Below are 25,530 nucleotides of genomic sequence, written 5' to 3' on the forward strand. Positions count from 1 at the left end.
CGGGTGACGGTGGTGGGCCGGGGCGTGGGTACGCGCGCGGGCGTCGAAGGCCGGGGTCGTGCGGATGTCGACGCCCAGCTCACACAGGTCGGGCACGACCGGGAAACCCTGACCGCTGTGGCAGGACGCGGCCGTGCAGTCACGGTCCGCGGCACGCTGCACCGGGGCCTGCTGCACGCCGGCGGCAGCGCTGTTCGGACAGGACGAACGCCAGAGGCTGGGAACGGTCGTCGGCCACCAGGTCGATCTTCGTGGCCGGTCCGCCGCGGGACAAGCCGATGGCGTGATCGTCCGGCTCGCCGCCCGGGCCCCTTCTTGCGCCGCGGCCGTGTGCTGGTGGGCGCGCACGATGGTGGAGCCCACGGAGACGGCCCAGGTCGAGGTCTTCGTCGGCGTCGGGGCCATCAGCGCGGTGACCACTCGCTCCCAGGTGCCGTCGACTGCCCACATTCGCAGCTGGTTGTGGATGCCTCGCCGGTTGCCGTACGTCTCCGGCAGGTGGACCCACTGGGTTCCGGTGCCGCGACCCGATCACCACGACCTTTGCTGCGGAGCTGGTTCTGCGCGGTGTTCAGGCGGTTGCCGGACGCGGTGAGTCCGGTGGGCCGTCACCGGTCGGCAGTGGCCCGTGGATCGACCTCGCAGCGAGCGATCTCGTCCAGGCGCCCTGTGCTGGCCATGGCCACACGGTAGGTTGTCGTGTCCTTCGCCGGCACCGACACTTGATTCCCAGTGTCGATCATGGTGGATCCGTGCTTGTCCTTAGCGTTGATCTTCACAGTGAAGACGGCGTCGCGTCCGTTCGGATTCCTGATTTCGACCGTTGCGTACGGGTCATCCGGGCTCGCGCAGCTGATGAGCACCGCCGTGCCGTCCTTCAAAGGCGGGGCGGTCTCGCTGGGGGAGGTTGTGGGGGTGGAACGGCGAGTGGGCGTCTCGCCGCCGCTGCCACCGGTAGTGGCCCCCGAGTCATACGCGGCACTGCTGGACGAGCCGCTGGACGAACTGCCGTGTGCGCCTTGGGCATCATCACTGCGGCTCCCGTGACCGCAGCCCGACGAGAACCCGGTCAGGGCTAGCACGGCCATCGCCGACACCGCTGTGAATCTGAGCCTGCGCCCCCGCGTGTACATGCCGTCACCTTACCCACAGCCGTCACACCGCCCCGGCGACGTCCGAGCGATGGCACGGGCAAGCCTTCTTCAGAGGCGGGCTCGTACGTCACCGTCTCCTCGGGACAGCCTGCCGCTGCACATTCAGGCGGCAGCCGCCACCGAAGGTGTGTGGGTCGACCGCTTCGCACCCGCTCCAACCACGCACCTGAATCACGTGACGACAGCCCGGCCGGGGACGCCGAGGCGCCCAACGGCCGGGAGGCGGACCGTGGGTGCTCAGCAGGTCAGTTTGCGGCGCAGACGTTGTGGGTGGTCCAGATGCCGTAGGAGCCGGTGACGTAGGAGCCGTTGTCGACGAGGCCGACCCGGAAGAGGAAGCAGGCATCCTCGTCCATGTTGGTGTTGTAGGTCCACGCGTTGTCCGTGTTCCACCCGGTGTACCCACCGGTGTAGTCCACGGTGACCTTCGCGTCGTCCTTGGAGGGCATACCCGTCGTCGGGTTCGTGTACTGCAGACGCACGCCTCTGCCGTCCGAGCAGGTGTCGAGGAAGCGGAAGACGTCACCGTAGTCGGTGAACGACACGACTCCGCAGGAGTTGTCGGAGGCCTGGGTGGTGGTGGTCGCGGCGTGGGACGACGTCGCCATCGCAACGGTGAGCACAGCGGCGGTGAGGCTGGGTATGACGACGCGTCTGAACTTGGGCATGCTGGTATCTCCTCGCACAGCGGGCTGCGTGGAAGGCGTTCACGTGCCCGCCACGATGTGAACGGACTATGCTCCTTATTTGATCTTTATACAAGGCTCCCCAGTCTGGTTGCTGTCGCTGACCGGCGACTGGCGTCCGCGCAGCGACCCCTTCGTCGGCATCCAGGCCCAGCGCTGGGGCTGCGCCGCCGGCCGTCCCGACGGCGAGGTCCACCTGATCTTCCACGGCGCCGACGCCAGCCTTGCCGAGGGTCCGCACGGCCGCTGCGTCCTGGGCTGGGAGGCGGCCCTCCAGCGGGTGGACCGCTCATATACCGTCCGCCAGGGCCCCTGTGGCGTTCCGGCAGGTCGCGCCACGGAGTACCGGTCCGCAACCACCCAACGCCCCCGTAGAGACTGCGTCCTCCCAAGGTGCTCAGCATGATGCCGAGTGCGGCGATGGGCTGGGCGAGGTCGATCACCTCGGCGTCTGCGGTCATTGGGTCCACTGTGCCCCGGCGTGGTCTGTGTCACCTGTGTCCGGGCGTGGCCCGTGTCACCCCTCCCCCCTTGTGCAACTAGTTGCATAAACATCTCGCGGTCCTCTACAACTGGTCAGGCACGACACCCGCGCATGGAGGGGCCCGATGAGCCGATACCCGCACCTGCTGAGCCCGCTGGACCTGGGCTTCACCACGCTGCCCAACCGCGTCCTCATGGGCTCCATGCACGTGGGCCTGGAGGAGGCCGAGCGCGGCTTCGAGCGCATGGCCGCCTTCTACGCCGAGCGGGCGCGCGGGGGAGTGGGCCTGATCGTCACCGGCGGCATCGCCCCCAACGACGAGGGTCGGCCGTACGAGGGCGGCGCCAAGCTCACCACGGAGGCGGAGGCCGAGCAGCACCGGGTCATCACGGAGGCCGTGCACCGCGAGGGCGGCCGGATCGCGATGCAGATCCTGCACTTCGGCCGGTACGCCTACCACCAGGACCTGGTCGCCCCCAGTCCGCTCCAGGCGCCCATCAGCCCCTTCCAGCCGCGCGAGCTCACCGACGCGGACGTCGAGCGGACCATCGACGACTACGCGCGCGCCGCCCGCCTCGCCCGTCAGGCGGGGTACGACGGCGTGGAGATCATGGGCTCCGAGGGCTACCTGATCAACGAGTTCATCGCCACGCAGACCAACCGGCGCACCGACCGCTGGGGCGGTTCGTACGAGAACCGCATGCGCTTCCCGGTCGAGATCGTCCGCCGGGTGCGCGAGGCCGTCGGCGAGGACTTCATCATCGTCTACCGGCTGTCCATGCTGGACCTCGTCCCCGGCGGGTCCACGCTGGACGAGGTGATCACGCTCGCCAAGGCCGTCGAGGACGCCGGGGCGACGATCATCAACACCGGTATCGGCTGGCACGAGGCGCGCATCCCCACCATCGCCACCTCGGTGCCGCGCGGCGCGTACACCTGGGTCACCAAGCGGCTGATGGGCGAGGTGTCGGTCCCGCTCGTCACCACCAACCGCATCAACACCCCGGAGCTGGCCGAGGAGTTGCTGGCGGACGGCTGCGCCGACATGGTGTCCATGGCCCGCCCGATGCTCGCCGACCCCGACTTCGTCGCGAAGGCCGCGGCCGGCAAGCCGGAGGCCATCAACACCTGCATCGGCTGCAACCAGGCCTGCCTCGACCACACCTTCAGCGGCAAGATCACGTCCTGCCTGGTCAACCCGCGCGCCTGCCACGAGACGGAGCTGGTGCTCTCGCCGACCCGGCGGCGCAAGCGGGTCGCGGTGGTGGGCGCCGGACCCGCCGGGCTGGCCTGCGCGGTGAGCGCGGCCGAACGCGGCCACGCCGTCACGCTGTTCGACGCCGCGAGCGAGATCGGCGGCCAGCTCAACGTCGCCCGCAAGGTGCCGGGCAAGCAGGAGTTCGACGAGACGCTGCGCTACTTCCGCCACCAGCTCGACTGGCAGGGCGTCGACGTACGGCTGAACACCTGGGTGTCGGCCGACGACCTCGCCGGCTACGACGAGGTCGTCGTCGCCACCGGCGTCACCCCGCGCACCCCGGACATCCCCGGTGTCGACCACCCGAGCGTCGTCGGCTACCTCGACGTGCTGCGCGACGGCGCCCCCGTCGGCGACCGCGTCGCCGTCCTCGGCGCGGGCGGCATCGGCTTCGACGTCGCCGAGTTCCTCACCGACGGCGGCGACAAGGCGAGCGAGGACCCCGAGACGTACTTCCGCCTCTGGGGTGTCGACATGGACTACACGGGCCCCGGCGGCCTCGCCGCCCCCGAGCGCCCCGCCTCGCCCCGGACCGTCCACCTGCTCCAGCGCAAGACCAGCAAGGTCGGCGCGGGCCTCGGCAAGACCACCGGCTGGATCCACCGCACCGAGCTCAAGCACCGGGGCGTCACCATGGTCCCGGGCGTGCGCTACGACCGTATCGACGACGCCGGGCTGCACGTCACCGTCGGCGAGGAGAGCACGGTCCTCGAAGTCGACACGATCGTGCTGTGCACCGGGCAGGAGCCGCGCCGCGACCTGTACGACGAGCTGCTCGCCGCGGGCCGCAGCGCGCACCTCATCGGCGGTGCCGACGTGGCCGCCGAACTGGATGCCAAGCGTGCCGTCAAGCAGGGCACGGAGCTGGCGGCGGCCCTGTAGGGGCGCGGCAGCGCGTCCCTAGGATGAGCCCATGTCACTCCCGCACGCGATCCTCACCGCCCTGCTCGAAAGGCCGTCCTCGGGGCTGGAGCTGACCCGCCGGTTCGACAAGTCGATCGGCTACTTCTGGTCGGCGACGCATCAGCAGATCTATCGCGAGCTGGGGAAGCTGGAGACCGAGGGGTTCATCCGCACACTGCCGAGCGAACAGCCGGCCCGCGGGCAGAAGAAGAGTTACGAGGTCCTGCCCGCGGGGCGCGCCGAACTGGCCCGGTGGACCGCCGCCTCCCAGGACCCCCGGCCGCACCGCGACACGCTGTTGCTGCGGATGCGTGCCGCGGCCGTCGTGGGGACGGAGGGCGTCGAGAACGATCTGCGACGCCATCTCGACCTCCATCGGCGGCAGTTGGCCGAGTACGAGGAGATCGAGCAGCGCGACTTCCCGCCGGGCCGGGACAGCTCCCAGGATCGGTTGCGGCACCTGGTGCTGCGTGCCGGCATCGATCTGGAGACCTTCTGGATCCACTGGCTCACGCACGCCCTGGAGGAGTTCGCCGAGCTGCCGGGACCCGAGACGGTCTGACCCCGGTCCTCAGAGCCGGTACGGCTTCGACTTGCGGCGCAGGAACCACACCGTGGCCAGGGCGCCCGTACCGACCAGAGCGCCTCCTCCCACCAGCGTCAGGGTGCCGTAGTCCTTGGTGGCGCCGCCCACGCCGCCCATGACGCCGCGCGAGGGCGTGGGGGAGGGCCTGGGCGTCGGGGGTGCCGTGACGATGACGGACTGGGTGCCCGCCGTCGAGCCGTTGGAGCACACCACGATGACGGTGTACGTGCCCGGGCTCACCCCGGACCAGGCCGCCGACTGCAGGTTGGAGGTACCCGACAGGGAGACCTGCCGGCCCTGGGCGAAGTTCGCCTGTCTGCTGGTGAGCAGCGAGGCGGTGCCCCAACTGCCGTTGATGTTGGTGCAGGCGCTCGTCGTGACCGAGACCGTGGACCCGGTCGTGCTCACGGAGATCCCCGAGACCGCGCCGGCCGAACCGGCGGCCAGGGCGAGGGGGAGAGCGGAGGCGGCTGCCACGGTCAGACCCGAGCGGAGGAGGAGCGATAGCGATGAGTTGCGCATGTGGACTGCCCTCCGGCGGCACGGTCGGCGGTACATCCGGTGCGCCGCCGGGGATCGGGAACGCCCGTGCTGCCTCAGGGGCAGCCAACGCGCCCCGGGCCCGCCCCGCATGCGGGCCTCACCCGGACAGGTGACGTACTGCTGCATTCGAGGGGCCCGGGCACCTGGTCAGTCCCGCGCCCCGGTCGTCACCGTCCGCTCCGTCGAGAAACCGCCCCAGGTGCCGTCCGGCAGCCTGCCCCGGATCCGCACCCGGTGGACCGCCCCGTTCTCCGGCCCCAGGTAGAAGCTGTAGGTGGCCCGCTCGCGCGGCGCGCTCCCGCCGTACACCAGTGAGGTGGCCCTGCGGCCGTCGAGGTGCACCTCGTACTCGACGACCACCCCGTCCGTCCGCGGCGGCACCCAGCTCAGGTCGAGGTGGTGGGCCCCGTCCTCGCGATGGGTGGTCGCCCGGAAGCCGGTCGGCGCGGTGCCGCGCCCGTCGTCGGTGCCCGGCGTGGTGACACGGACGGTCCCGGTGGCGGCGGAGAGGTTGTCGGCCGCGTCCCTGGCCCTCACGGTGAAGGAGTAGCGGGTGCCTGGCCGCAGCCCGGTGACCACCGTCGCCGTCTGGTTCCCGCCCACGCTGTGGATCTTCGTGTCGCCCTGATGGATGTCGTACGACACCACAGCCCGGTCGTCCGTCGCCCCCGACCACGACAGCTGGACCGCCCGGCTGCCCACCGCCCGTCCGCGGAGCCCGCCGGGGCGCGTCGGCGCCGAGCGGTCGGCGGCCGCGACCGCGGGGGTCGTGGCCCGCACCGCCCTGCTCGGCGGCCCGAGGCGCCCCTCGGTGTCACGGGCACGGACGGTGAAGGCGTACGAGGTGGACGGCTTGAGCATGGTGACATCGACCATGTGTGCGGAGCCCGGCACTTCCTTGACCTTTGTGGGGCCTCGATACACCTCGTAGACGCGAACACCGTGATCGGTGGAGACCGCGTTCCACATGACGTGCACGCTGGTCGCGCTGCCCGCGGCGGCCGTGACGCCGGTGGGTGCCCCCGGTGGCCGGCCGCCGCCCTCGTCCGCCCCGCCCCAGGCGCAGGCACAGAGCGATACGAGCACTGCGCACAGGACGGACACGAGAACGAGAACGCGTCGCACGACTCTGCCTCCGGGGGCGGCCTCGCGGCAATGGTCCGGACCAATATGGCGCGATTGGCGCGCTCACATCAAGAGGGTGGTCGTCGTCGGCGTCCTCGGGGAGTTACGTATGCTGAAGCTCCTCACGGCTGAACTCGCCACGGGGGCCCTGGAGTTCATGCTGCCGACGCGGGACCGCTGTCGTCGCTGAACCCGCGCCGGACACGGGTGGCCGGGGGCTCGGGTCCGACACGGACTCAGGCTCCCGGCTCCTGCCGGGTGGTTCGGGGACGCGCCGCTGTCAAATCGGGATGCGCCGTTTGGGGCCCAGTGATGGCAGCATGACCGAAACGGCGCACATGGGTCGTATGTACCTATGGGTGGCCGTTCGGGCTGAATGCCGGTCAGTGTCCCCGAGGAGAGGGCCTCTTGTAGTGCGAGTCCAGTCGCTGACGTTGGCGGTGGCGAGTGCCGCCCTGCTCGCTCCGACGACGCCGTCCACCGCCCCGCCCACCCCGCAGGAAGGGCCCGCGGCGCGCCGCGAGACCGAGGTCAGCGCCGCTGACCTGTTGGCGAAGGTGCGTGACTGTGACGCCGTCTCCCGCGGGCGCTACCGCACCGACCGCGGTGCGCCCGCCCGGATTCCGGTCTGCTCGATGCGGGGGGCGGTGTTCTGGAAGGCCGACATGGACATCGACTGCGACGGGCGGCCCACCCACCACTGCAACCGCCGTACCGACCCCTACTTCTCCGCCGCGACGGCGTACCAGCAGTCCGACGGCCGGTACCTGGACGCCGAACGCCTCCCGTACATCGTCGTGCCCGCGCCCAGTCACCTCTGGAACTACCGTGAGGACGGTATTCGAGGCGGGTCCGTCGCGGCCGTCGTGTACCGGGACCAGGTGCGGTACGCGGTCGTCGGCGACGTCGGCCCGCGCGACATGATCGGCGAGGCGTCGTACGCCACCGCCAGGGCCCTCGGCATCCCGGCCGACCCGCACAGCGGCGGCACGCCCTCCGGAGTCACCTACATCGTCTTCAAGCAGGGGCCGGTGACACCCGTCGAGAACCGCGCGGCCGCGGCGGCGGCCGGGGAGAGGATGGCGAGGGAGTTCGTGAACCGCGGGTGAGCGGGGCTGCGACCGCCGACCAGCCTTTGCTCCTCGGGCCGGGCCTGCTTGCCGAGGTCGACGAGACACCCCCCTGGTGCCGTCGGCCCGTGGGCCTCCTGAGCGGCGTCCACGACGATGCCGGCCCGCGTGCCGCCCGGGGCGATGACGCCGGGGAGCGCGGCCGAAGGCCTCGTGGCGCGAAGGCGCGGCCACGGGGCCGCGCGACCGGCGAGGCAGGCCCCTCTCGGACCGGCGAGGCAGGCCCCTGCCGGACCGGCTGCCCGGCCCTCCTCACACCTTCCGGTACGCGTACGCCTCCGCGGCCGCCGCCTCCACCGCCGCCAGGTCGGCGCCGGTGCCCGCCGTGACGACCGCGGCCACGGCGCCCTCGACGAACGGGGCGTCCACCAGCCGGGTGTCGTCCGGCAGTTCGTCGCCCTCCGCAAGCAGCGCCTTCACCGTGAGCACCGCGCTGCCCAGGTCGGTGAGGACCGCGACCCCGGCTCCTCGGTCGACGGAGGCGGCCGCCGCCGCGATCAGCTCGGCGCTGGTGCCCAGCCCGCCGGCCTCGTTGCCACCCGCAGGGGCCACCGGCACGGCCTTCCCACCGCCCGCGAGCCCCTGAGCGAGTTCGGCCACCGACGCCGCCACCTGCGCGCTGTGCGAGACCAGCACGATGCCGACGAGCCGCTCGCCGCTCACCTTGTCCTCACTCACCGTCGGCCTCCGTCAGTCCCGCGATCAACAGCGCCGAGGACGTCGCCCCGGGGTCCTGGTGCCCGATGCTGCGCTCCCCGAGATAACTCGCCCGGCCCTTGCGGGCCTGCAACGGAGTCGTGGCCAGGGCGCCCTCCTCGGCGGCGGTCCGTGCCGCGACGAAGCCCCCTTCTTCGAGGGCGTCCACGGCCGGCACCAACGCGTCGATCATGGTCTTGTCGCCCGGCGCGGCACCCCCGAGGGTCATGACCGCGTCCACCCCCGTCCGCAGCGCCCGGGCGAACTCCTCCTCGCTCACCTCGCCGGCGTCCCCGAGGGCCTTGCCGGTCCGGCGCAGCAGCGTCCCGTACAGCGGCCCCGACGCCCCGCCGACCGTCGAGATGAGCTGCCGCCCGGCGAGGGTGAGGATCGCGCCGGGCGTCCGTGGGGCCTCCTTCTCCAGCGCCGCCGTCACGGCGCGGAACCCGCGTTGCAGGTTGCTGCCGTGGTCGGCGTCCCCGATGGGCGAGTCGAGGGCGGTGAGCCGGTCCGCCTCGCGGTCGACGGCAGTGGCGGTCGCCGTCATCCAACGGCGGAAGAAATCGGCGTCGAGCACGGAATCTCCTTGCGTGGTCGGTACGTCGGCACCTCGGTGTCGCAGGTCGCGAGGTTCTACACGCCCCAGCGCAGCCCCGGCGTCTTCACCGGCGCGTTCCACAGCCGCAGCAACTCCTCGTCGACCTGGCACAGGGTGACCGAGGCGCCTGCCATGTCGAGCGAGGTGACGTAGTTGCCGACGAGGGTGTGGGCGACGGCGACACCGCGCTCGGTGAGCACCCGCTGCACCTCGGCGTTGAAGCCGTACAGCTCCAACAGCGGTGTGCCGCCCATCCCGTTGACGAGGACGAGGGTCGGGTTGCGCGGGGTCATGTCGTCCAGGAGGGCGCTCACCGCGAAATCGGCGATCTCGCCCGAGGTCATCATCGCCCGCCGCTCCCGGCCGGGCTCGCCGTGGATGCCGATGCCCAACTCCAGCTCACCGGGCGGCAGATCGAAGGTGGGCGTGCCCTTGGCGGGCGTGGTGCACGCGCTGAGGGCGATACCGAAGCTGCGGGAGTTCTCGTTGACCTGCCGCGCGATCGCCTCCACCCGTTCCAGCGGCTGCCCTTCGTCGGCCGCGGCGCCCGCGATCTTCTCCACGAACAGCGTCGCGCCCGTACCGCGCCGCCCCGCCGTGTAGAGGCTGTCGGTGACCGCCACGTCGTCGTTGACGAGGACCTTGGCGACCCGGATGCCCTCGTCCTCGGCGAGTTCGGCGGCCATGTCGAAGTTCAGCACGTCGCCCGTGTAGTTCTTGACGATGAACAGCACACCCGCGCCGCTGTCCACCGCGGCCGCGGCCCGCACCATCTGGTCGGGTACCGGCGACGTGAACACCTCGCCCGGACAGGCCGCCGACAGCATCCCCGGGCCCACGAATCCACCGTGCAGAGGCTCGTGCCCCGAGCCGCCGCCGGAGATCAGCGCGACCTTCCCCGCCACGGGGGCGTCCCGCCGTACGATCACCCGGTTCGCCACATCGACGACCAGTTCGGGATGGGCGGCCGCCATACCGCGCAGCGCGTCCGCGACCACGGTTTCCGCGACGTTGATCAGCATCTTTATGGGTACCTCCCGGTGCGGCTGGCAGAGGGCTCGTGCTCTGCGTCTCAGCGGGTCGGACTGGGTCGGGCCGGTAAGTCGATCCTATGGTCCGCGGGGGTCGGCGGTGGTGTCGGACACAAAACGCCGCTGTCGGCAGTATCGACCTTGCGGCAGCGGAGGTCACGTGGGCGGCCGCTCCCGGGCGGCGTGAGGCCGGCGGGTGGCCGGCGGGTGGCGGCCCGGCCACCGACGCGAGGCGCCGACCGGGCGTCCGGCCGACGCCTCGTCGTTCCCCATGGCCCGCGACGGCCTCCCCCCTCGCCATCGGCCGCACCGCACACCCCGAGGGCGGCCGGTGGGCCGCCCGGAGCACACCGCGCCGGCGGCCTCCGGACGACGTCTCGGGTCTCGCCGGGGTGCGGGGCCGGTGCTCGACCGCGGGGAGATCGGCGGTGCGAGCAGGTGGTGCCGGGCGGGCACGTCGGGAGGGGCGGGGGCCTTCGACGTACAGCGCGACGGCCCGGCGGCCTCTCCTCGGCCGGCCCGTCCGCCGCGGTGGGCTGACCTGTGCGTGGCGGATGCTTCACCTTCCGGCACCGAGTGCCACGTGGGGAAGGCGGGCACACCGGTCCGCGCCGAGACCGGCGGTGAGGTCCGGGCGGCACGCCCGACCCGTAGGCCCCGGCCCCGTAGGCCCCGGCCCGTAGGCCCTGACGGAGCCTGTCCACGGCCGGTGAGCGGTCCGAATGATTGCCTGAGGCAAGCGGAGCGTGCTTGAGTGACTCAAGGATGCTCAGCCGCCCGACAGGTGAGGACGGACGATGACGACAGCCGGACCCCGGGACTCCACAGCCGAAGACCTCGTCGTGCGCACCACAGCCGGTGCGGTGCGAGGACGGGGCGAGGGGGGTCTCGCCGTCTTCCGCGGCATCCCGTTCGCACAACCCCCGGTGGGCGAGGCCCGGTTCGCCGCCCCGCGTCCCGCGCGCGCCTGGGACGGGGTCCGGGAGGCCCACCATTTCGGCCCGCCGCCCCCGCAGGAGGCGGTCTTCCAGGGCCTTCGAGGCGAACTCGACGCGCCCACCGGTGACGACTGGCTGACGGTCAACGTCTGGACGCCCGACGCGGACCCGGCGGCCCGCCGACCGGTGATGGTGTGGATCTACGGAGGCGCCTACAAGCTGGGTCACGCAGGCAGCCCCGGCTACGACGCGCAGCATCTCGCGCGGGCCGGTGACCTGGTCGTCGTCTCCTTCAACTACCGCGTCGGCGTCGAGGGGTTCGCCCGTATCGACGGGGCGCCCGCGAACCGGGGCCTGCTGGACCAGGTCGCGGCGCTGGAGTGGGTGCGGGACAACATCACGGCGTTCGGCGGCGACCCGGGGCAGGTCACGGTCTTCGGGGAGTCGGCGGGGGCCGGATCCGTCGCCTCGCTGCTCGCCATGCCCGCCGCACGGGGCCTGTTCCGGCGGGCGATCGCGCAGAGCGTGCCCGGCACGTTCTTCTCCGACGAACTCGCCCGGGACATCGCGCACGCGATCGCGGCCGAGGTCGGACTGCCGCCGACGGCAGCCGCACTGTCCGCCGTCGATCCGCGTCGACTCACGTCCGCCGACACAGCCTTGAGCGCGAGAATGCGGCAGTACCAGGACAGGTGGGGTCGAGCCGCCCCCACCGTCACGCCCTTCTCGCCGGTCGTCGACGGAGAGGTGCTTCCCCGCACGCCCTGGCAGGCCCTGACCGAGGGCGCGGCCCGGGACGTGGAGCTGGTCGTCGGACACAACCGCGACGAGTGGCGGCTGTTCCTCTTCCTCGCCGACCAGCTCGACAAGATCGACGAGGAGCAGGCGGCGTGGGCGCTGCGAACCTTCGCGCCCGGCCCGGACGGCGAACGGGCCTACCGCGCGGCCTTCCCGGACGCCACGCCGGGGGAGCTGTACGAACGCGTCCAGACGGACTGGCTGTTCAACCGGCCCTCGCTGCACCTGGCCGAGGCGCAGACCGCGGGCGGCGGCCGGGCCCACGTCTACGAGCTGACCTGGCAGGCCCCGGGATACGGCGGCGTACTCGGCGCCTGCCACGGCTTGGACGTCCCGCTGCTGTTCGGCACCTACGAGGCGGACCTCGGCCGGCTGCTGTTCGCGGGCACGGGCGTACCGCCGGAAGCCGAGGCGCTGGGCGCCCGCTTCCGGGCGTCGTGGACGGCGTTCGCACGCACCGGGGACCCGGGCTGGCCGGCGTACGACAGCGGGAGCCGACTGACGCAGGTCCTGGACGGGGTGCCGGAGGTGCGGCCGTACCCGGAGGAGGTCTCACGACGCCTGTGGGACGGGTACGACTTTCCGGTTCTGCCTCTGCTGAAGTGACCGGGCAGGCTCCTACGCCTCCGCCGGGCGGGCACGGTGTGCCCTCTGCGCGAGACCGGTGCGGGGCAGGGCGTGCACGTGGGCTCGGTCGCGAACCGCGCGTATGTGACGTCCTGTTCGGCCGAGTCGACGTCTTTCACCCTCAGGGTCGCTCCGAGGTCGGCCTGCGAAGCTCCCGGCGGCGCCGGGTCTGCCCAGGCGGCGCCCCCGATGCCCGGTGGCGGTCGAGCGAGCCGGTGCCGTCCGCCTGGCGCCACGCACGCCGGGTGGGGCACTGAACGTCGGCCGGCCGCTCGAACACGCCGTGACGGACGGCGTCCTCGTCCGCCGCCCGACGGAGGAGCCCAGGCTTGCGGTGCGGGCCACGGCCCAGACGTACGGCGCTCTCAACGGCGACCCGCCGCCCGTGCGAGCCACCCCGGCCCGACACGCCCCCCAACCCTGGAAGGGAAACCTTCGCGCTCAGGAGGTGCCCGGCGCCGTCCCGAAGTCCTTGAGGGCCCCCAGAATGCGCTCGGCGGCCAGCGTGGGGGTCAACTCGCCGTCCCGCACCCGCTGTTCCAAGGCGGGCGCGAGAGCCCGTACCGCCGGGTCGGCGTGCAGACGCCCGAGGAGCTCGTCGCGGACCATGCTCCACGTCCAGTCGACCTGCTGGTCACGGCGCTTGTCGGCGAGGCGTCCGGTCGAGTCCAGGAGGGTGCGGTGCTGTTCCAGGCGCTCCCAGACGGTGTCCAGACCGGTCGACTGCCGTGCGCTGCAGCTCAGCACGGGCGGCGTCCACACCGCGTCCTTGCCGTGCATCAGCCGCAGCGCGCCCGCCAGTTCGCGCGCGGCGGCGCGGGCGTCGCGTTCGTGCGGGCCGTCCGCCTTGTTGACGGCGATCACGTCGGCCAGCTCCAGGACGCCCTTCTTGATGCCCTGCAGCTGGTCGCCGGTACGGGCCAGGGTGAGCAGCAGGAAGGAGTCGACCATGTTGGCGACGGCGGTCTCGGACTGGCCGACGCCGACCGTCTCCACCAGGATCACGTCGTAACCGGCCGCCTCCATCACCACGATCGACTCACGGGTCGCCTTGGCGACACCGCCGAGCGTGCCCGCCGTGGGGGAGGGGCGCACGAAGGCAGCCGGGTCCACGGCCAGGCGTTCCATGCGCGTCTTGTCGCCGAGGATCGATCCGCCCGTCCGGCTGGAGGACGGGTCGACCGCGAGCACGGCCACCCGGTGTCCGAGCGAGGTCAGCATCGTGCCGAACGCGTCGATGAACGTCGACTTGCCCACGCCGGGCACGCCGCTGACACCGATCCGCCGGGCCCGGCCGCTGTGCGGGAGCAGCTCGGTCAGCAACTCCTGGGCGAGCGCCCGATGTTGGGGCCGGGTCGACTCGACGAGCGTGATGGCGCGAGCGATGACCGCCCGCTTGCCGTCGAGTACGCCCTTCGCATACGCGTCGACATCGATCACAGGTCGTGCCCGAGGTCGTCCGACAGTCGCTTCACGAGGTCGTACGCCGCGTCCGGGATCACCGTCCCGGGCGGGAAGACGGCCGCCGCGCCCATCTCCAGCAGCGTGGGCACGTCCTGCGGCGGAATCACGCCGCCCACCACGATCATGATGTCCTCGCGCCCCTCCTCGGCCAGCGCCTCGCGCAGCGCCGGTACGAGGGTCAGGTGCCCGGCCGCCAGCGACGACACACCGACGATGTGCACGTCCGCCTCCACGGCCTGACGGGCCACCTCGGCCGGCGTCTGGAACAGCGGGCCGACGTCCACGTCGAAGCCGAGGTCGGCGAAGGCGGTCGCGATGACCTTCTGGCCGCGGTCGTGGCCGTCCTGGCCCATCTTGGCGACCAGGATGCGCGGACGGCGTCCCTCGGCCTCGTCGAAGGCGTCGACCAGAGCACGGGTGCGGTCCACGGACGGGGACTCGCCTGCTTCGTTGCGGTACACACCGGAGATCGTACGGATCTGGCTCGCGTGCCGGCCGTACACCTTCTCCAGGGCGTCCGAGATCTCCCCGACGGTCGCCTTGGCGCGGGCCGCGTGCACCGCGAGCTCCAGCAGGTTGCCGTCGCCGCCGGCCGCGCGGGTCAGCGCGTCCAGCGCGTCCTGGCACGCCCTCTCGTCGCGCTCCTCGCGCAACCGCCGCAGCTTGGCGATCTGCTGGGCCCGCACGGAGGAGTTGTCGACCTTGAGGACCTCGATCTGCTCGTCGCTGTCCACGCGGTACTTGTTGACGCCGATCACCGGCTGGCGGCCCGAGTCGATCCGGGCCTGCGTGCGGGCCGCGGCCTCCTCGATGCGCAGCTTGGGGATGCCCGCGTCGATGGCCTTGGCCATACCGCCCGCGGCCTCGACCTCCTGGATGTGCTGCCAGGCCCGGCGCGCGAGGTCGTAGGTCAGCTTCTCCACGTAGGCGCTGCCGCCCCACGGGTCGATGACGCGGGTCGTCCCCGACTCCTGCTGGATGAGCAACTGGGTGTTGCGGGCGATGCGCGCCGAGAAGTCGGTGGGCAGCGCGAGCGCCTCGTCGAGGGCGTTGGTGTGCAGCGACTGCGTGTGGCCCTGCGTCGCCGCCATCGCCTCGACGCAGGTGCGCGTGACGTTGTTGAAGACGTCCTGCGCGGTCAGCGACCAGCCGGACGTCTGCGAATGGGTGCGCAGCGAAAGGGACTTGTTGTTCTTCGGGTCGAACTGCCTGACCAGCTTCGCCCACAGCAGGCGGGCCGCGCGCAGCTTGGCGACCTCCATGAAGAAGTTCATGCCGATCGCCCAGAAGAACGACAGCCGGGGCGCGAACGCGTCCACGTCCAGGCCCGCCTCGCGGCCCGCCCGGATGTACTCCACGCCGTCCGCGAGCGTGTACGCCAGCTCCAGGTCGGCCGTCGCACCGGCCTCCTGGATGTGGTAGCCGGAGATGGAGATGGAGTTGTAGCGCGGCATCCGCTGCGAGGTGAAGGCGAAGATGTCGGAGATGATCCGCATCGAAGGCTTCGGCGGGTAGATGTAGGTGTTGCGGACCATGAACTCCTTGAGGATGTCGTTCTGGATGGTCCCCGCCAGCTTCTCCGCCGGAACGCCCTGCTCCTCCGCCGCCACGATGTACAACGCGAGCACGGGCAGCACCGCGCCGTTCATCGTCATCGACACGGTCATCTTGTCCAGCGGGATGCCGTCGAAGAGCTGCCGCATGTCGTAGATCGAGTCGATGGCCACGCCCGCCATGCCGACGTCACCGGTCACCCGCGGGTGGTCGCTGTCGTAGCCGCGGTGCGTGGGCAGGTCGAAGGCGACCGACAGGCCCTTCTGGCCGGCCGCGAGGTTGCGCCGGTAGAAGGCGTTGGACTCCTCGGCCGTGGAGAAGCCCGCGTACTGGCGGATCGTCCAGGGCTGGTTGACGTACATCGTGGGGTACGGGCCGCGCAGATAGGGCGCCGCGCCCGGATACGTCTCCAGGAAGTCCAGGCCCTCCAGGTCCTGGCCGGTGTAGAGCGGCTTGACCGGGATGCCTTCCGGGGTCTCCCAGAGCAGGTCGTCCCCGCCGGCCGCGTTCTTGACCGCCGTACGCCACTCGTCGGGGCCGCCGCCGGCGGCCGGGGTGCCCAGCTCGATCCCGGAGAAGTCGGGCACGGCGGAGCCGGAAGGGGCGGTCATCGGGACACTCCCATGCGGTCGAGGGTCGCGGACAGCACGGCCACGGCGTCGCAGCCCGCGAAGACGTACGAGTCGACGGCGGCGTACTGCCCGGGTCGCCCGGCGAGGAACACGTGCGCGGCGCCTGCGGCCTTCAGCTGCGCGGCCACCGCCTCGGCCTGCTCCTCGTACAGCGCGTCACTGGAGCACAGCACGGCCTCCGCCGCGCCGCTGTCCTCGAAGGTGCCCTCGGTGACGGGCTCGATGCCGCCCGCCTGGAAGAGGTTCGAGGCGAAGGTGAGGCGGGCGGTGTGCGCGGCGGCCGGGCCGAGCGCGGCCAGGAAGATCCGCGGCCGGGAGCCGGTCGCGGCGAGGTGGGCGTCGGAACGGCTGCGCAGCTCCTCGAACGCCTCGTCGCGGCGGACCCGCGGCAGGCCGCCGGACGGCTGCTCGGGCGCGCTCGCGCGGTCGACCGGCTTCTCCGCGAGGTGCGGGAACTCACTGACACCGGTGATGGGTTCACGGCGCCTGGCCAGCCGCTCGGTGCGCGCCTGCCAGGTGTCGGCCAGGTCCCGCGCGAGGTCCCCGGAACGCAGGGCGGCCGCCTGACCGCCGAGCCGTTCGATCCGCTGGAAGAACTCCCAGCCCGCGTGGGCGAGTTCGTCCGTGAGCCGCTCCACGTACCAGGAACCGCCCGCGGGGTCGATGACCCGCGACAGGTGCGACTCCTCGATGAGGATCGTGGAGGTGTTGCGGGCGATGCGCCGCGCGAACCCGTCCGGCAGACCCAGCGCGTGGTCGAAGGGCAGCACCGTGACCGAGTCGGCCCCGCCCGCCCCCGCGGCCAGGGTCGCGATGGTCGTGCGCAGCATGTTCACCCACGGGTCGCGACGCGTCATCATCACCGGCGAGGTCACCACGTGCTGGCGCTGCGCCCCCGCGGCAGGGGCGCCGCACACCTCGGCGACCCGGGCCCACAGGCGACGCGCGGCCCGCAGCTTGGCGATCGTCAGGAACTGGTCGGCGGTCGCCGCGTACCGGAACTCCAGCTGCGCGCAGGCCTGTTCGACGCTCAGACCGGCTGCGGTCAGCTCTCGCAGGTAGGCGACGCCGGTGGCCAGCGAGCAGCCCAGCTCCTGGGCGGCCGAGCCGCCGGCCTCGTGGTAGGGCAGCGCGTCCACGGTCAGCGCCCGTAGTCCCGGGTACTCCTCGGCGCACCGCCGCGCGAGTGCGGTCACCGGCGCGAAGTCGTGCCCCTGTCCCGTGCGGGCCTCGAAGCCGAGCGGATCGGCACCCAGGTTGCCGCGCGCCGCACTCTTGGCGACGCCGCGCTGCTCGTACAGGCTCAGCAACTCGCGGGCGGCGGGCTCGACATCCCGACCGGCGTCCAGGACGACGGGGGCCAGGTCGAGGTAGACGCCCTCCAGGGCCGCGCTCAGCGAGGACACCGAGATGCCGCTGTCGCCGACGACCAGCCACAGCGAGGTGACGCCGTTCTCCAGGTCCGTGAGGATCGCGCCGTCGGCGGCGGTGGTGTGCCGTTGACGTACGTCCCAGCCGCCGACCGTGTTTCCCTCCGCCCGACTGCCGCGCACAAAGGGGGTGAACCCGGGCAGGCCCGACTCGGGCGCGGTGTCGTGCGCGGTGTACAGGGGCCGGGTGCGCAACCCGTCCTCGAGCGCGGTGGACAGGGCTTCCTCGGCCTCCGCCCCCTCGACGTCCTTGCCCGACTTGCGCAGCACGCCCGCAACGAGGCGCTGCCACTGCTCGTGGGTCACGTCAGGGAACTCGGCGGCCAGCTCAAGCCCGTCGTCAGGCAGGACCGTCATGCTCGGATGCTAGGCCACAAGCGCAAAGGAGCAGCAGGGGGCATGGCTGTGACCTTGCCCTCCCCGTCGCTGTGACCTGGCCCTCTTCGTGCCGATCTTGAGGGGCTGCCGCGCGCGCCGCCGCAGCGCCACCCGCGACCGGTCCGTCCATGGGCGGGCTCGCACGCTCCCGGAGAGGAGGACGGGGTGAGCGTATGGCCTCGCGTCAGTTCCGTGACGTCGCGTGCCGACCGCGTCGGCGGCGACGATGGCGCCGATGCCCGCTCGCTCCGGTCCGCCCAGGAGTCCGGGTCCCGGTTCCGGCGGCACCGTTCGGCGCTGCCGAGTCCGGCGCTGCCGAGTCCGGCGCCGGTCCGCCGCGTACGCTCAGCCGGATCTCCGGCAGGGGCCACCGGCCCCGCGCCGCCGCCGGCCCGGCGTGACGGTGACGGTCCGCCTCAAGGTCACGTCCGCCGTCAGGAGAGTCGGGGCAGACGGGGGTGGATCTCGAAGACGTCCGTCAGCCCGACGATGCGCAGCAGTCGCAGGAAGCACGCGTCACGCGTGATCAGCCGGAGCCGGCCCTGTCGGGCCAGGACGCGGTTGCGGGTCCGGCACAGGACACCGAGGCCCTGGCAGTCGATGAAGGACACGGCACTCATGTCCAGCACCAGATCAGGGCACGTGGCGGCGGTCAGCGCATCCAGCCGGGCCGTCAGCGACTGCGCCACGAGGAGGTCTATCTCACCGCTGAGCTCCGCAACGGTCGTGCCGGTGGCCACGCGCACCGCCAAGGGGGGAGCTGTCTGGGTGAGGTTCTCGGTCATGGTGCGAGGAAAGCCCATGGCTCCGGTCCTTCGAAAGGGCCGAACGGCCCCTCCTCGGCGATCCTCCCGGGGCCGTGCGGACCCTACCCGCGCGTATGCCCCTCCGGTCGGCCGATCGGGGCCGATCGGCCCAAGTCGGACAATGGAGGAAGCAGACAAGCTGGTAGATGCCCCGTGAATCCGGCGCCCGTCCGTCATCCGGTCGGCAGCGACACCTCAGGGCGGGCGCCGGACGCGACCGAGGAGGAGAGGATCGCCATGAAGGGCTTCGTCTTCCACGGCTCCGGACACGCCTCCTGGGAGGAGATCCCGGACCCCGCCGTCAAGGACCCCACAGACGTGATCGTGCGCGTGGACACCGTCACCATCTGCGGCACCGACCTGCACATCCTCAAGGGCGACGTGCCCGAGGTGCGTCCCGGCACGGTGCTGGGGCACGAGGCGGTCGGCGAGATCATGGAGACCGGCGCCGACGTACGCACCGTACGGCCGGGGGACCGGGTCCTGGTCTCCTGCATCACCGCCTGCGGACGCTGCGCCTACTGCCGCACGGCCATGTACGGCCAGTGCCGGGGCGGCGGGGGCTGGATCCTCGGCCATCTGATCGACGGCACCCAGGCCGAGTACGTGCGCGTGCCGCACGCCGACCTCTCCGTCCATCCGCTGCCCGGCACCCTGGACGGCAAGGACGCCGTCCTGCTCGCCGACATCTTCCCCACCGCCTACGAAGTGGGCGTGCTCAACGGGCGGGTGCGCCCCGGCGACACCGTCGCCGTCGTGGGCGCGGGCCCCATCGGGCTCGCCGCGATCGCCACGGCCCGGCTGTTCGCCCCGGAACGGATCGTCGCCGTGGACCTGGCCGCCGCCCGGCTGGAGGCCGCCCGGCGGCTCGGCGCCGACGCCGTGGCCGACGCCCGGGAGGACCCCGAGCAGCTGATCGCCGACCTCACCGACGGACTGGGCGCCGACGTCGTCGTCGAGGCCGTCGGGATCCCGGAGACCTTCGAGATGTGCACGCGCATGGTGCGGCCCGGCGGACACGTCGCCAACGTCGGCGTGCACGGCCGGCCCGCCACGCTGCACCTCGAAGACCTGTGGATCAAGAACGTGACCATCACCACCGGCCTCGTCGACACCCACTCCACCCCCACCCTGCTGCGCATGGCGGCGGCCGGCCGGCTGCCCACCGCGGAGCTGGTCACGCACACCTTCCCGCTGGACCTCATGGAGGAGGCGTACGACGTCTTCGGCCGGGCCGCGGACACCGGGGCCCTCAAGGTCGCCCTCGGCGGAGAGCGGCACGACACGGTCGCCGTCCGCGGGGCCTGACGACCGTGACGTCACCGGAAGACGGGCCACCCCGTGATGAGGGGCCGTTGTCCGGCGGGATCGGGACCCATGGCCCTTCGCACAGACCCCTCGGCCGCCCGATCGTGGGGAGACGACCCACCGACCGCGTACCGAGAGACGGACTGGTCCATGTACCGCAACGACGGATTCCGCGAACTGGAACGACAGGAGTGCCTGCGCCTGCTGGCCAAGGTGCCCGTCGGCCGGATCGTGTACACGCGCCAGGCCCTGCCCGCGGTGCTGCCGGTCAACTTCTCCCTGGACCACGACGGCGCGGTCCTGCTGCGCACCGCGGCCGACTCGCAACTGGTTCGCGCGATCGACGGCGCGATCGTCGCGTTCGAGGCCGACGAGGTCGATGCGGCCGCGCACTCCGGCTGGAGTGTGATCGTGACCGGAGCCGCCGCGGTCGTCGGCGATCCTCACGAGCGGGAGCGTCTGTCGCGTGTCGGCCCGCGCTCGTGGGTGCCGTCGCCCGACGAGGTGTTCGTCCGCATCGAGCCCGACCTGGTGACCGGCCGTGCGGTGGTCGGCGGGCGCAGCGTGTACGGGTTGGACGTCTCGTCCTGAACTCCCTTGCCCGGAGCGCTCGGCCGAGCGCCCGTCCACCGGGCCGAACGGCCCCTCGCGAGGGGCCACCAGCAGATCCGGGGCTCGCGCGACAAGGAGGAGGAGTCGGCCCAGGACTTGGGGACAAGGCATGGGGCCGGTCGGACCCTGTCGTAGGCCCTTCGGTCCTGTCGCTCCCGTGGCCGCGGTGCCAGGCTGGAAGTCGGCCGTGAGGCGCGTCGGCGGATGGGGGACGCCTCGTACGGCCTCTCGGGGAAGGGCAGAGCGGCCTGCCCGTGCCGGACCCGCGTCAGGCCGACAGCGGTCACGCCGGGGACGTGTGATCCGTCCGCTCGGCGGGTCCGGCACCATCCCGGTACGGCCGGTGGTCGCCTTCGGCGGTCGAAGGGGCGGCGGCGCGGCGGTCGAGGGGGCGGCGGCGCGGCGGTCGAAGGGGCGGCGGCGCGTGGCGCCGAGCCCGGCGGAACCACCGCGCAGCCGCGGAGGAATCGCAACCAGCGGCAGCCCCAGGACCAGGTGCTTCGACCCCGTGGCGCGCGGCCCGTCGCGGCGGTGCGAGGCACGGACGGAGCAGGGCCCGCCGGTCCTCTCGGCGAGATCTCCGAGGCCCGCCGTGGAACAGTGGAGGAAGGGGCCGAGGCGTCGCGGGACGGTCTCGCGGACATGCGCGGCGGGCGAAGGAGGGCGCGATGAGTCGTCCTGTGCTGGCGGGTGTCGACGGATCCGAGCGCAGCCTGGCCGCGGCCGACTGGGCGGCGCGGGAAGCGGTGTCACGTGGCGTCCCCCTGCATGTCGTGCACGCCTCGCCGCCGCTGCTGGGCGGTGTCGTCCCGGGCACGGCCGCTCAGACGCTGCGGCAGGTGGGTGAGCGCATGCTCCAGCGGGTGACCGCCGACCTCGGCACCCGCCACCCGGACCTGGAGGTGCGGGGCGAGCAGACCGCCGACGCCCCGCCCGACGCGCTCCTCGCCAGGGCCCACGAGGCCGGACTGCTCGTGGTCGGCGCACGGGGCTCGGGAGGCTTCGAAGGCCTGGCGGTCGGCTCGGTGGCCCTGCGGGTGGCGGCCGCGGCAGCCTGCCCCCTGGTGCTGGTGTCCGAGCGGCCGCTGGCGGCCTTCGGCCGGGGGACCGGTGCGGTGGCCGGTGCCGCCGGGATCGTGGCGGGTTTCGACGCACACCGTCCGGTCGGTGAGGTGGCGGACTTCGCGTTCGCGGCCGCGCGGGCGCGCGGGGTCCCGCTGCGGGTCGTCCAGGCCTGGCGGCTTCCCGCCGAGGCGGTGTCTCCCCGGACGCTGTTCGTGACCGAGGAGGACCGTGCCACCTGGGAGGACCAGGAAGTCCTGCTCATGGCCGACGCCCTGCGCGCCTGGCAGGACAAGTACCCGGAAGTGGCCGTGCACGCCGACGTCGTCCTGCTGCACCCCGCTGAGGCGCTCGTCAACGCGTCCCAGGGGGCGGACCTGCTGGTGGTGGGGCGGCGCACCGGCCCGGACGCGGCAGCGAGCAGACTGGGCCCGGTGACCCATGCCGTGCTGCACCACGCCCGCTGCCCGGTGGCGGTCGTACCGCACACCGGATGACGGCGCGGGGATCAGCCGAAGAACACCTCGAACTCGTCGTACAGCGACGGATCGACCACCTTCGTCGTGGTCCTGGTCTCGGTGAGCGGGACCCGGACGATCCGGGTGCCGCGCAACGCCGTCATCGTGCCGAAGTCGCCGTCCTTCAGCGCGTCGACCGCGTGCAGCCCGAAACGGGTGGCCAGCCACCGGTCGAAGGCGCTGGGAGTGCCGCCGCGCTGGATGTGGCCGAGGACCGTGGTGCGGGCGTCCTTGCCCGTGCGCTCCTCGATCTCCTGGGCCAGCCACTCCCCGATGCCGGACAGGCGCACATGGCCGAACTCGTCCAGCGACTGGTCCTTGAGGACCATCTGCCCCTCCTTGGGAACGGCTCCCTCGGCGGCGACGACTATCGGCGCGTAGTTGGTCCGGAAGCGGTTCTCCACCCACGCGCAGACCTGGTCGATGTCGAACGGCCGCTCGGGGATGAGGATCACGTTGGCGCCTCCCGCGACGCCGGCGTGCAGGGCGATCCAGCCGGAATGCCGCCCCATCACCTCCACGACCAGGGTGCGCATGTGCGACTCCGCGGTGGTGTGGAGACGGTCGATGGCCTCCGTGGCGATACCGACGGCCGTGTCGAAGCCGAACGTGTAGTCGGTGCCGGACACATCGTTGTCGATCGTCTTCGGCACGCCGACCAGACCGACCCCCTGGGCGCTCAGCTCGGTGGCCACGCCGAGGGTGTCCTCCCCGCCGATCACGATGAGCGCGTCCACCTGGTGCTTGGCGAGGGTGTCCTTGATACGCCGCACCCCGTCCTCGTGCTTGAACGGATTGGTGCGGGAGGAGCCGAGGATGGTTCCGCCGCGGGGCAGGATCCCGCGCACGCTGGAGATGTCCAGCGGCACGACGATGTCCTGCAGCGCACCGAGCCAGCCGTCACGCAGGCCGACGAAGTCGAAGCCGTACTCCTGGACGCCCTTGCGGACGGCGCTGCGGATCACGGCGTTGAGGCCGGGACAGTCACCGCCGCCGGTCAGCACTGCGACCTTCATGGCTTCCTCCCTTGCCGGCGCGGAGCCACTGCGCGCCGTCGGGACGGTGGTCGAAGGGATGGTGACGATGAGGTCGCCCTCGGCGAGAGGACGTCCACGGCCTCGGCCGGTACGGCACGGGCGGCGGCGCCGTCACTGCGAGCGCTCCGCGCTGCCGGCCCGTACGAGAGCGGACGGGTCGCGCCGCGCGCCGGGTGGCTCTCCTTCCATCATGAGCGCCGACGGCCCCGGCGGCGACCCGCCTCGGGGTCCGGTCGGACGAGGCACACGGCCGCTGCGCGCACTACGCCAACGAAAGGAACAGCTTTTCCAGCCGGGCGCGCATCGCGTCCGTGTCCTCGCCGTTCCTACGACCTGACTCGATGTCCGTCACACACCGCTGCAGACCGGTGGCGATGATCGCGAAGCCCGCTCGGTCCAGAGCCCGGGATGCGGCGGCGAGCTGCGTGACCACGTCCTCGCAGTCCCGCCCCTCCTCGATCATCCGGATCACACCGGAGATCTGGCCCTGTGCGCGGCGCAGCCGGTTCAGCACGGCCTTCAGTTCCGCGCCTTCGAGCTCCAGTTCCACGTTCACTCCTCGAAGAAATACCCCTAGGGGTACTGTACGTCCCGGTTCGGGACGGCGTCGACCGTCAAGGATCGACATGCGCGTCCGCTGAGCGTCCTCGCGAGTGCCGGGCGGAGCGCCGAAGTCAGAGCGCGGAGGGGGCCTTTCGCGGCCGTCCACCCGCCGCGGCGCCGTGTTCCGCCAGCCCCGCGTGCAGCAGGAGGAGGCCGGCCAGGTCACGTGCCTCGTCGGCGGTGAGCGCCGCCCACACCCCCGGTTCTCCGCCCTGATCCCGGCCCACGTCCAGGGCGATCCGGCGGACGGGCCGGTCCGCGGACGCGAGCCGCAGACACCGCACGGCGATCCGCCGCCCGCAGGTGGTCACCAGGGACGCGTCCTCGGCCGCGGCGGTTCGGTCCTGTCCTGCCTGCTGCATGGTGCTCACACTCCTGTGAACGGGCGGCGGGCCGTGGCCGGCGTCGCCCGGGGAACTGATACCGGGAGGGGTACGAGTGTCAGCGCCGGGCGGACCTGGAATGTTCCCGCCCGAGGGGCGCTCGGTGGTCCTCGGACCGGCAGGGGTGGCGTCGGCGCGACCCAAGGGGCGCCGTCAGCACGAGAGCCTTGACGGCGGGCACGTCCTCATGGGTCGCGGGGCGGCGGAGCCGAGCCGCTCCCGCGGGACGGCGGCGAGAACACGCGCCCCTCCTCGCCGCCCGTGGGGCGGGCCGGGTCGCCGGGGCGGTCCGGCCCTCGTCCGAAGCGGCGCGGCACGAGCCGGCCGACCACGATGCCCGCGACCACGGCCGCGCAGCCCCAGCTCCAGGGGCTGGTCAGCAGCATCTGCCGCAGCCCGGAGCCGGTCTGCCGGGCCAGGACGAGGGCACCCATGACGGCGACGAACCAGCCGAAGGACCTGCGCAGCGCGTCCTGAGGGATCCGTCCGGCGATCCGCCCGCCGAGGAGACCGCCGACGACGGCGGACGCCGTGACGAGAGCGGCCAGAGCCGGGTCGATGTGCGCGTCGGCGAGATGACCGGCCAGCCCGGCAGCCGACTTCATGGCGATGACCAGCAGGGAAGTGCCGACCGCGACGTTCATCGCAAGCCCGCCGAGCAGGGCTAGGGCGGGCACCACCAGGAAGCCCCCGCCCGCACCGACCAGTCCGGTGACCAGGCCCACGACGACGCCGTCCACCAGGAGGCGCGCGGTGGGCAGTTCCCGACGGCGTTGTCCCGGCGCGGTGCGGCGGCCGCGGATCATCGCGACTGCGGTGCCGATCATCATCACGGCGAACAACGTCAGCAGGACCGGGCCCGGGACGAAGGCGGCCAGCCGTCCGCCCCCGTAGGCGCCGATCATGCCGGCCAGGCCGAACAGCAGCCCCGTACGCCACCGCACCCGCCCGGCGCGGGCGTGCGGGACCACTGCGGCCGCGCTCGTGACGCCGACGACGAGCAGCGAGGTGGCGATGGCCTCCTTGGTGTCCACGCCCGCGAGGTAGACCAGCACGGGCACCGTGAGGATGGACCCGCCGCCGCCCAGGACGCCGAGGCTGACCCCGATGAGCAGCGAAGCGGCGACGACGAGGGTGATCACACGACGCTCCGCGTGCCGGTCGCGCGCGAAGCGAGACCAACACG

General features: G+C 72.4%; 22 protein-coding genes. 7 read left to right on the forward strand and 15 right to left on the reverse strand.

Annotation, left to right across the window (positions count from 1 at the left end; all coding sequences use genetic code 11):
- Window positions 1-608: 608 nt before the first annotated feature.
- Together ACFYNL_RS03220 and ACFYNL_RS03225 are read right to left on the reverse strand one after the other, a co-directional pair.
- Window positions 609-1,088 carry a hypothetical protein gene (locus ACFYNL_RS03220; RefSeq protein ID WP_388797267.1) on the reverse strand — a complete coding sequence of 160 codons (480 nt, stop codon included), beginning with the start codon at window positions 1,086-1,088 and terminating at the stop codon, window positions 609-611.
- A gap of 311 nt (window positions 1,089-1,399) precedes the next feature.
- Window positions 1,400-1,822: a hypothetical protein gene (locus ACFYNL_RS03225; protein WP_388795589.1), complete on the reverse strand. Its 423-nt coding sequence runs from the start codon at window positions 1,820-1,822 to the stop codon at window positions 1,400-1,402.
- Window positions 1,823-2,448: 626 nt separating this feature from the next.
- Between ACFYNL_RS03225 and ACFYNL_RS03230 the strand changes: the two genes are divergently transcribed.
- Both ACFYNL_RS03230 and ACFYNL_RS03235 read left to right on the forward strand, forming a co-directional pair.
- Window positions 2,449-4,464: an FAD-dependent oxidoreductase gene (locus tag ACFYNL_RS03230; protein WP_388795591.1), complete on the forward strand. Its 2,016-nt coding sequence runs from the start codon at window positions 2,449-2,451 to the stop codon at window positions 4,462-4,464.
- Window positions 4,465-4,495: 31 nt separating this feature from the next.
- Entirely contained in the window at window positions 4,496-5,047 is a 552-nt protein-coding gene (locus ACFYNL_RS03235; protein WP_388795594.1) for a PadR family transcriptional regulator, read from the forward strand.
- Window positions 5,048-5,056: 9 nt separating this feature from the next.
- Here the strand turns inward: ACFYNL_RS03235 and ACFYNL_RS03240 are convergent, their stop codons facing one another.
- On the reverse strand, window positions 5,057-5,593 hold the full coding sequence (locus ACFYNL_RS03240; RefSeq protein ID WP_388795597.1) for a hypothetical protein: 537 nt from the start codon (window positions 5,591-5,593) through the stop codon (window positions 5,057-5,059).
- 168 nt (window positions 5,594-5,761) lie between these two features.
- Window positions 5,762-6,739 (reverse strand): fibronectin type III domain-containing protein, encoded by a 978-nt coding sequence (locus ACFYNL_RS03245; protein ID WP_388795600.1) that lies wholly within the window; start codon window positions 6,737-6,739, stop codon window positions 5,762-5,764.
- Between the two features lie 413 nt (window positions 6,740-7,152).
- Between ACFYNL_RS03245 and ACFYNL_RS03250 the strand changes: the two genes are divergently transcribed.
- Complete coding sequence (locus tag ACFYNL_RS03250) at window positions 7,153-7,848, forward strand: glycoside hydrolase family 75 protein (protein WP_388795603.1); 696 nt, start codon at window positions 7,153-7,155, stop codon at window positions 7,846-7,848.
- A gap of 273 nt (window positions 7,849-8,121) precedes the next feature.
- Here the strand turns inward: ACFYNL_RS03250 and ACFYNL_RS03255 are convergent, their stop codons facing one another.
- From ACFYNL_RS03255 to dhaK, 3 genes are read right to left on the reverse strand one after another with little or no spacing between them, the layout of a single operon-like run.
- Complete coding sequence (locus ACFYNL_RS03255) at window positions 8,122-8,532, reverse strand: PTS-dependent dihydroxyacetone kinase phosphotransferase subunit DhaM (protein WP_388797270.1); 411 nt, start codon at window positions 8,530-8,532, stop codon at window positions 8,122-8,124.
- 7 nt (window positions 8,533-8,539) lie between these two features.
- Complete coding sequence (gene dhaL, locus ACFYNL_RS03260) at window positions 8,540-9,142, reverse strand: dihydroxyacetone kinase subunit DhaL (RefSeq protein ID WP_388795605.1); 603 nt, start codon at window positions 9,140-9,142, stop codon at window positions 8,540-8,542.
- A 56-nt stretch (window positions 9,143-9,198) separates the two neighbouring features.
- Window positions 9,199-10,191 carry a dihydroxyacetone kinase subunit DhaK gene (gene dhaK / locus ACFYNL_RS03265; RefSeq protein WP_388797273.1) on the reverse strand — a complete coding sequence of 331 codons (993 nt, stop codon included), beginning with the start codon at window positions 10,189-10,191 and terminating at the stop codon, window positions 9,199-9,201.
- An 800-nt stretch (window positions 10,192-10,991) separates the two neighbouring features.
- On the opposite strand from dhaK, the gene ACFYNL_RS03270 reads away from it, so the two are divergent.
- Window positions 10,992-12,536, forward strand: a complete 1,545-nt coding sequence (locus ACFYNL_RS03270) for a carboxylesterase/lipase family protein (protein WP_388795608.1) — start codon at window positions 10,992-10,994, stop codon at window positions 12,534-12,536.
- Window positions 12,537-12,998: 462 nt separating this feature from the next.
- On the opposite strand, the gene meaB is transcribed toward ACFYNL_RS03270, so the two are convergent.
- From meaB to ACFYNL_RS03290, 4 genes are all read right to left on the reverse strand, one after another.
- Window positions 12,999-13,997 (reverse strand): methylmalonyl Co-A mutase-associated GTPase MeaB, encoded by a 999-nt coding sequence (meaB, locus tag ACFYNL_RS03275; RefSeq protein ID WP_388795611.1) that lies wholly within the window; start codon window positions 13,995-13,997, stop codon window positions 12,999-13,001.
- Entirely contained in the window at window positions 13,994-16,186 is a 2,193-nt protein-coding gene (gene scpA, locus ACFYNL_RS03280) for a methylmalonyl-CoA mutase (RefSeq protein ID WP_388795614.1), read from the reverse strand. Before scpA ends, meaB begins: the two co-directional genes overlap by 4 nt.
- Window positions 16,183-17,994: a methylmalonyl-CoA mutase family protein gene (locus tag ACFYNL_RS03285; protein WP_388795617.1), complete on the reverse strand. Its 1,812-nt coding sequence runs from the start codon at window positions 17,992-17,994 to the stop codon at window positions 16,183-16,185. Before ACFYNL_RS03285 ends, scpA begins: the two co-directional genes overlap by 4 nt.
- Before the next feature lie 455 nt (window positions 17,995-18,449).
- Window positions 18,450-18,800, reverse strand: a complete 351-nt coding sequence (locus tag ACFYNL_RS03290) for an STAS domain-containing protein (protein ID WP_388795620.1) — start codon at window positions 18,798-18,800, stop codon at window positions 18,450-18,452.
- Between the two features lie 258 nt (window positions 18,801-19,058).
- Between ACFYNL_RS03290 and ACFYNL_RS03295 the strand changes: the two genes are divergently transcribed.
- The 3 genes from ACFYNL_RS03295 (at window position 19,059) to ACFYNL_RS03305 (ending at window position 22,300) form a co-directional block, all read left to right on the forward strand.
- Window positions 19,059-20,129 (forward strand): zinc-dependent alcohol dehydrogenase family protein, encoded by a 1,071-nt coding sequence (locus tag ACFYNL_RS03295; RefSeq protein WP_388797276.1) that lies wholly within the window; start codon window positions 19,059-19,061, stop codon window positions 20,127-20,129.
- Window positions 20,130-20,279: 150 nt separating this feature from the next.
- The gene (locus tag ACFYNL_RS03300; RefSeq protein ID WP_388795623.1) at window positions 20,280-20,720 is read left to right on the forward strand and encodes a pyridoxamine 5'-phosphate oxidase family protein; all 441 of its coding nucleotides are present in this window, start codon (window positions 20,280-20,282) and stop codon (window positions 20,718-20,720) included.
- Window positions 20,721-21,409: 689 nt separating this feature from the next.
- Window positions 21,410-22,300 (forward strand): universal stress protein, encoded by an 891-nt coding sequence (locus tag ACFYNL_RS03305; RefSeq protein WP_388795626.1) that lies wholly within the window; start codon window positions 21,410-21,412, stop codon window positions 22,298-22,300.
- Window positions 22,301-22,311: 11 nt separating this feature from the next.
- Here the strand turns inward: ACFYNL_RS03305 and ACFYNL_RS03310 are convergent, their stop codons facing one another.
- The 4 genes from ACFYNL_RS03310 to ACFYNL_RS03325 form a co-directional block, all read right to left on the reverse strand.
- Entirely contained in the window at window positions 22,312-23,337 is a 1,026-nt protein-coding gene (locus ACFYNL_RS03310) for a 6-phosphofructokinase (RefSeq protein ID WP_388795629.1), read from the reverse strand.
- Between the two features lie 283 nt (window positions 23,338-23,620).
- The gene (locus ACFYNL_RS03315) at window positions 23,621-23,908 is read right to left on the reverse strand and encodes a metal-sensitive transcriptional regulator (RefSeq protein WP_388795632.1); all 288 of its coding nucleotides are present in this window, start codon (window positions 23,906-23,908) and stop codon (window positions 23,621-23,623) included.
- Window positions 23,909-24,032: 124 nt separating this feature from the next.
- On the reverse strand, window positions 24,033-24,323 hold the full coding sequence (locus ACFYNL_RS03320; RefSeq protein ID WP_388795635.1) for a hypothetical protein: 291 nt from the start codon (window positions 24,321-24,323) through the stop codon (window positions 24,033-24,035).
- A gap of 206 nt (window positions 24,324-24,529) precedes the next feature.
- Window positions 24,530-25,486, reverse strand: coding sequence for a sulfite exporter TauE/SafE family protein (locus ACFYNL_RS03325; protein WP_388795637.1), 957 nt, complete (start codon window positions 25,484-25,486; stop codon window positions 24,530-24,532).
- Window positions 25,487-25,530 lie beyond the last annotated feature (44 nt).

The organism is Streptomyces sp. NPDC007808, assembly GCF_042868655.1.
Lineage (GTDB): Bacteria > Actinomycetota > Actinomycetes > Streptomycetales > Streptomycetaceae > Streptomyces.

Bases quoted from the DNA above. Each gene is read 5' to 3' on its own strand.
- ACFYNL_RS03220 (WP_388797267.1), bottom strand. From the start codon at position 1,088: ATGGCCGTGCTAGCCCTGACCGGGTTCTCGTCGGGCTGCGGTCACGGG.
- ACFYNL_RS03225 (WP_388795589.1), bottom strand. From the start codon at position 1,822: ATGCCCAAGTTCAGACGCGTCGTCATACCCAGCCTCACCGCCGCTGTG.
- ACFYNL_RS03230 (WP_388795591.1), top strand. From the start codon at position 2,449: ATGAGCCGATACCCGCACCTGCTGAGCCCGCTGGACCTGGGCTTCACC.
- ACFYNL_RS03235 (WP_388795594.1), top strand. From the start codon at position 4,496: ATGTCACTCCCGCACGCGATCCTCACCGCCCTGCTCGAAAGGCCGTCC.
- ACFYNL_RS03240 (WP_388795597.1), bottom strand. From the start codon at position 5,593: ATGCGCAACTCATCGCTATCGCTCCTCCTCCGCTCGGGTCTGACCGTG.
- ACFYNL_RS03270 (WP_388795608.1), top strand. From the start codon at position 10,992: ATGACGACAGCCGGACCCCGGGACTCCACAGCCGAAGACCTCGTCGTG.
- scpA (WP_388795614.1), bottom strand. From the start codon at position 16,186: ATGACCGCCCCTTCCGGCTCCGCCGTGCCCGACTTCTCCGGGATCGAG.
- ACFYNL_RS03285 (WP_388795617.1), bottom strand. From the start codon at position 17,994: ATGACGGTCCTGCCTGACGACGGGCTTGAGCTGGCCGCCGAGTTCCCT.
- ACFYNL_RS03290 (WP_388795620.1), bottom strand. From the start codon at position 18,800: ATGACCGAGAACCTCACCCAGACAGCTCCCCCCTTGGCGGTGCGCGTG.
- ACFYNL_RS03295 (WP_388797276.1), top strand. From the start codon at position 19,059: ATGAAGGGCTTCGTCTTCCACGGCTCCGGACACGCCTCCTGGGAGGAG.
- ACFYNL_RS03300 (WP_388795623.1), top strand. From the start codon at position 20,280: ATGTACCGCAACGACGGATTCCGCGAACTGGAACGACAGGAGTGCCTG.
- ACFYNL_RS03305 (WP_388795626.1), top strand. From the start codon at position 21,410: ATGAGTCGTCCTGTGCTGGCGGGTGTCGACGGATCCGAGCGCAGCCTG.
- ACFYNL_RS03310 (WP_388795629.1), bottom strand. From the start codon at position 23,337: ATGAAGGTCGCAGTGCTGACCGGCGGCGGTGACTGTCCCGGCCTCAAC.
- ACFYNL_RS03320 (WP_388795635.1), bottom strand. From the start codon at position 24,323: ATGCAGCAGGCAGGACAGGACCGAACCGCCGCGGCCGAGGACGCGTCC.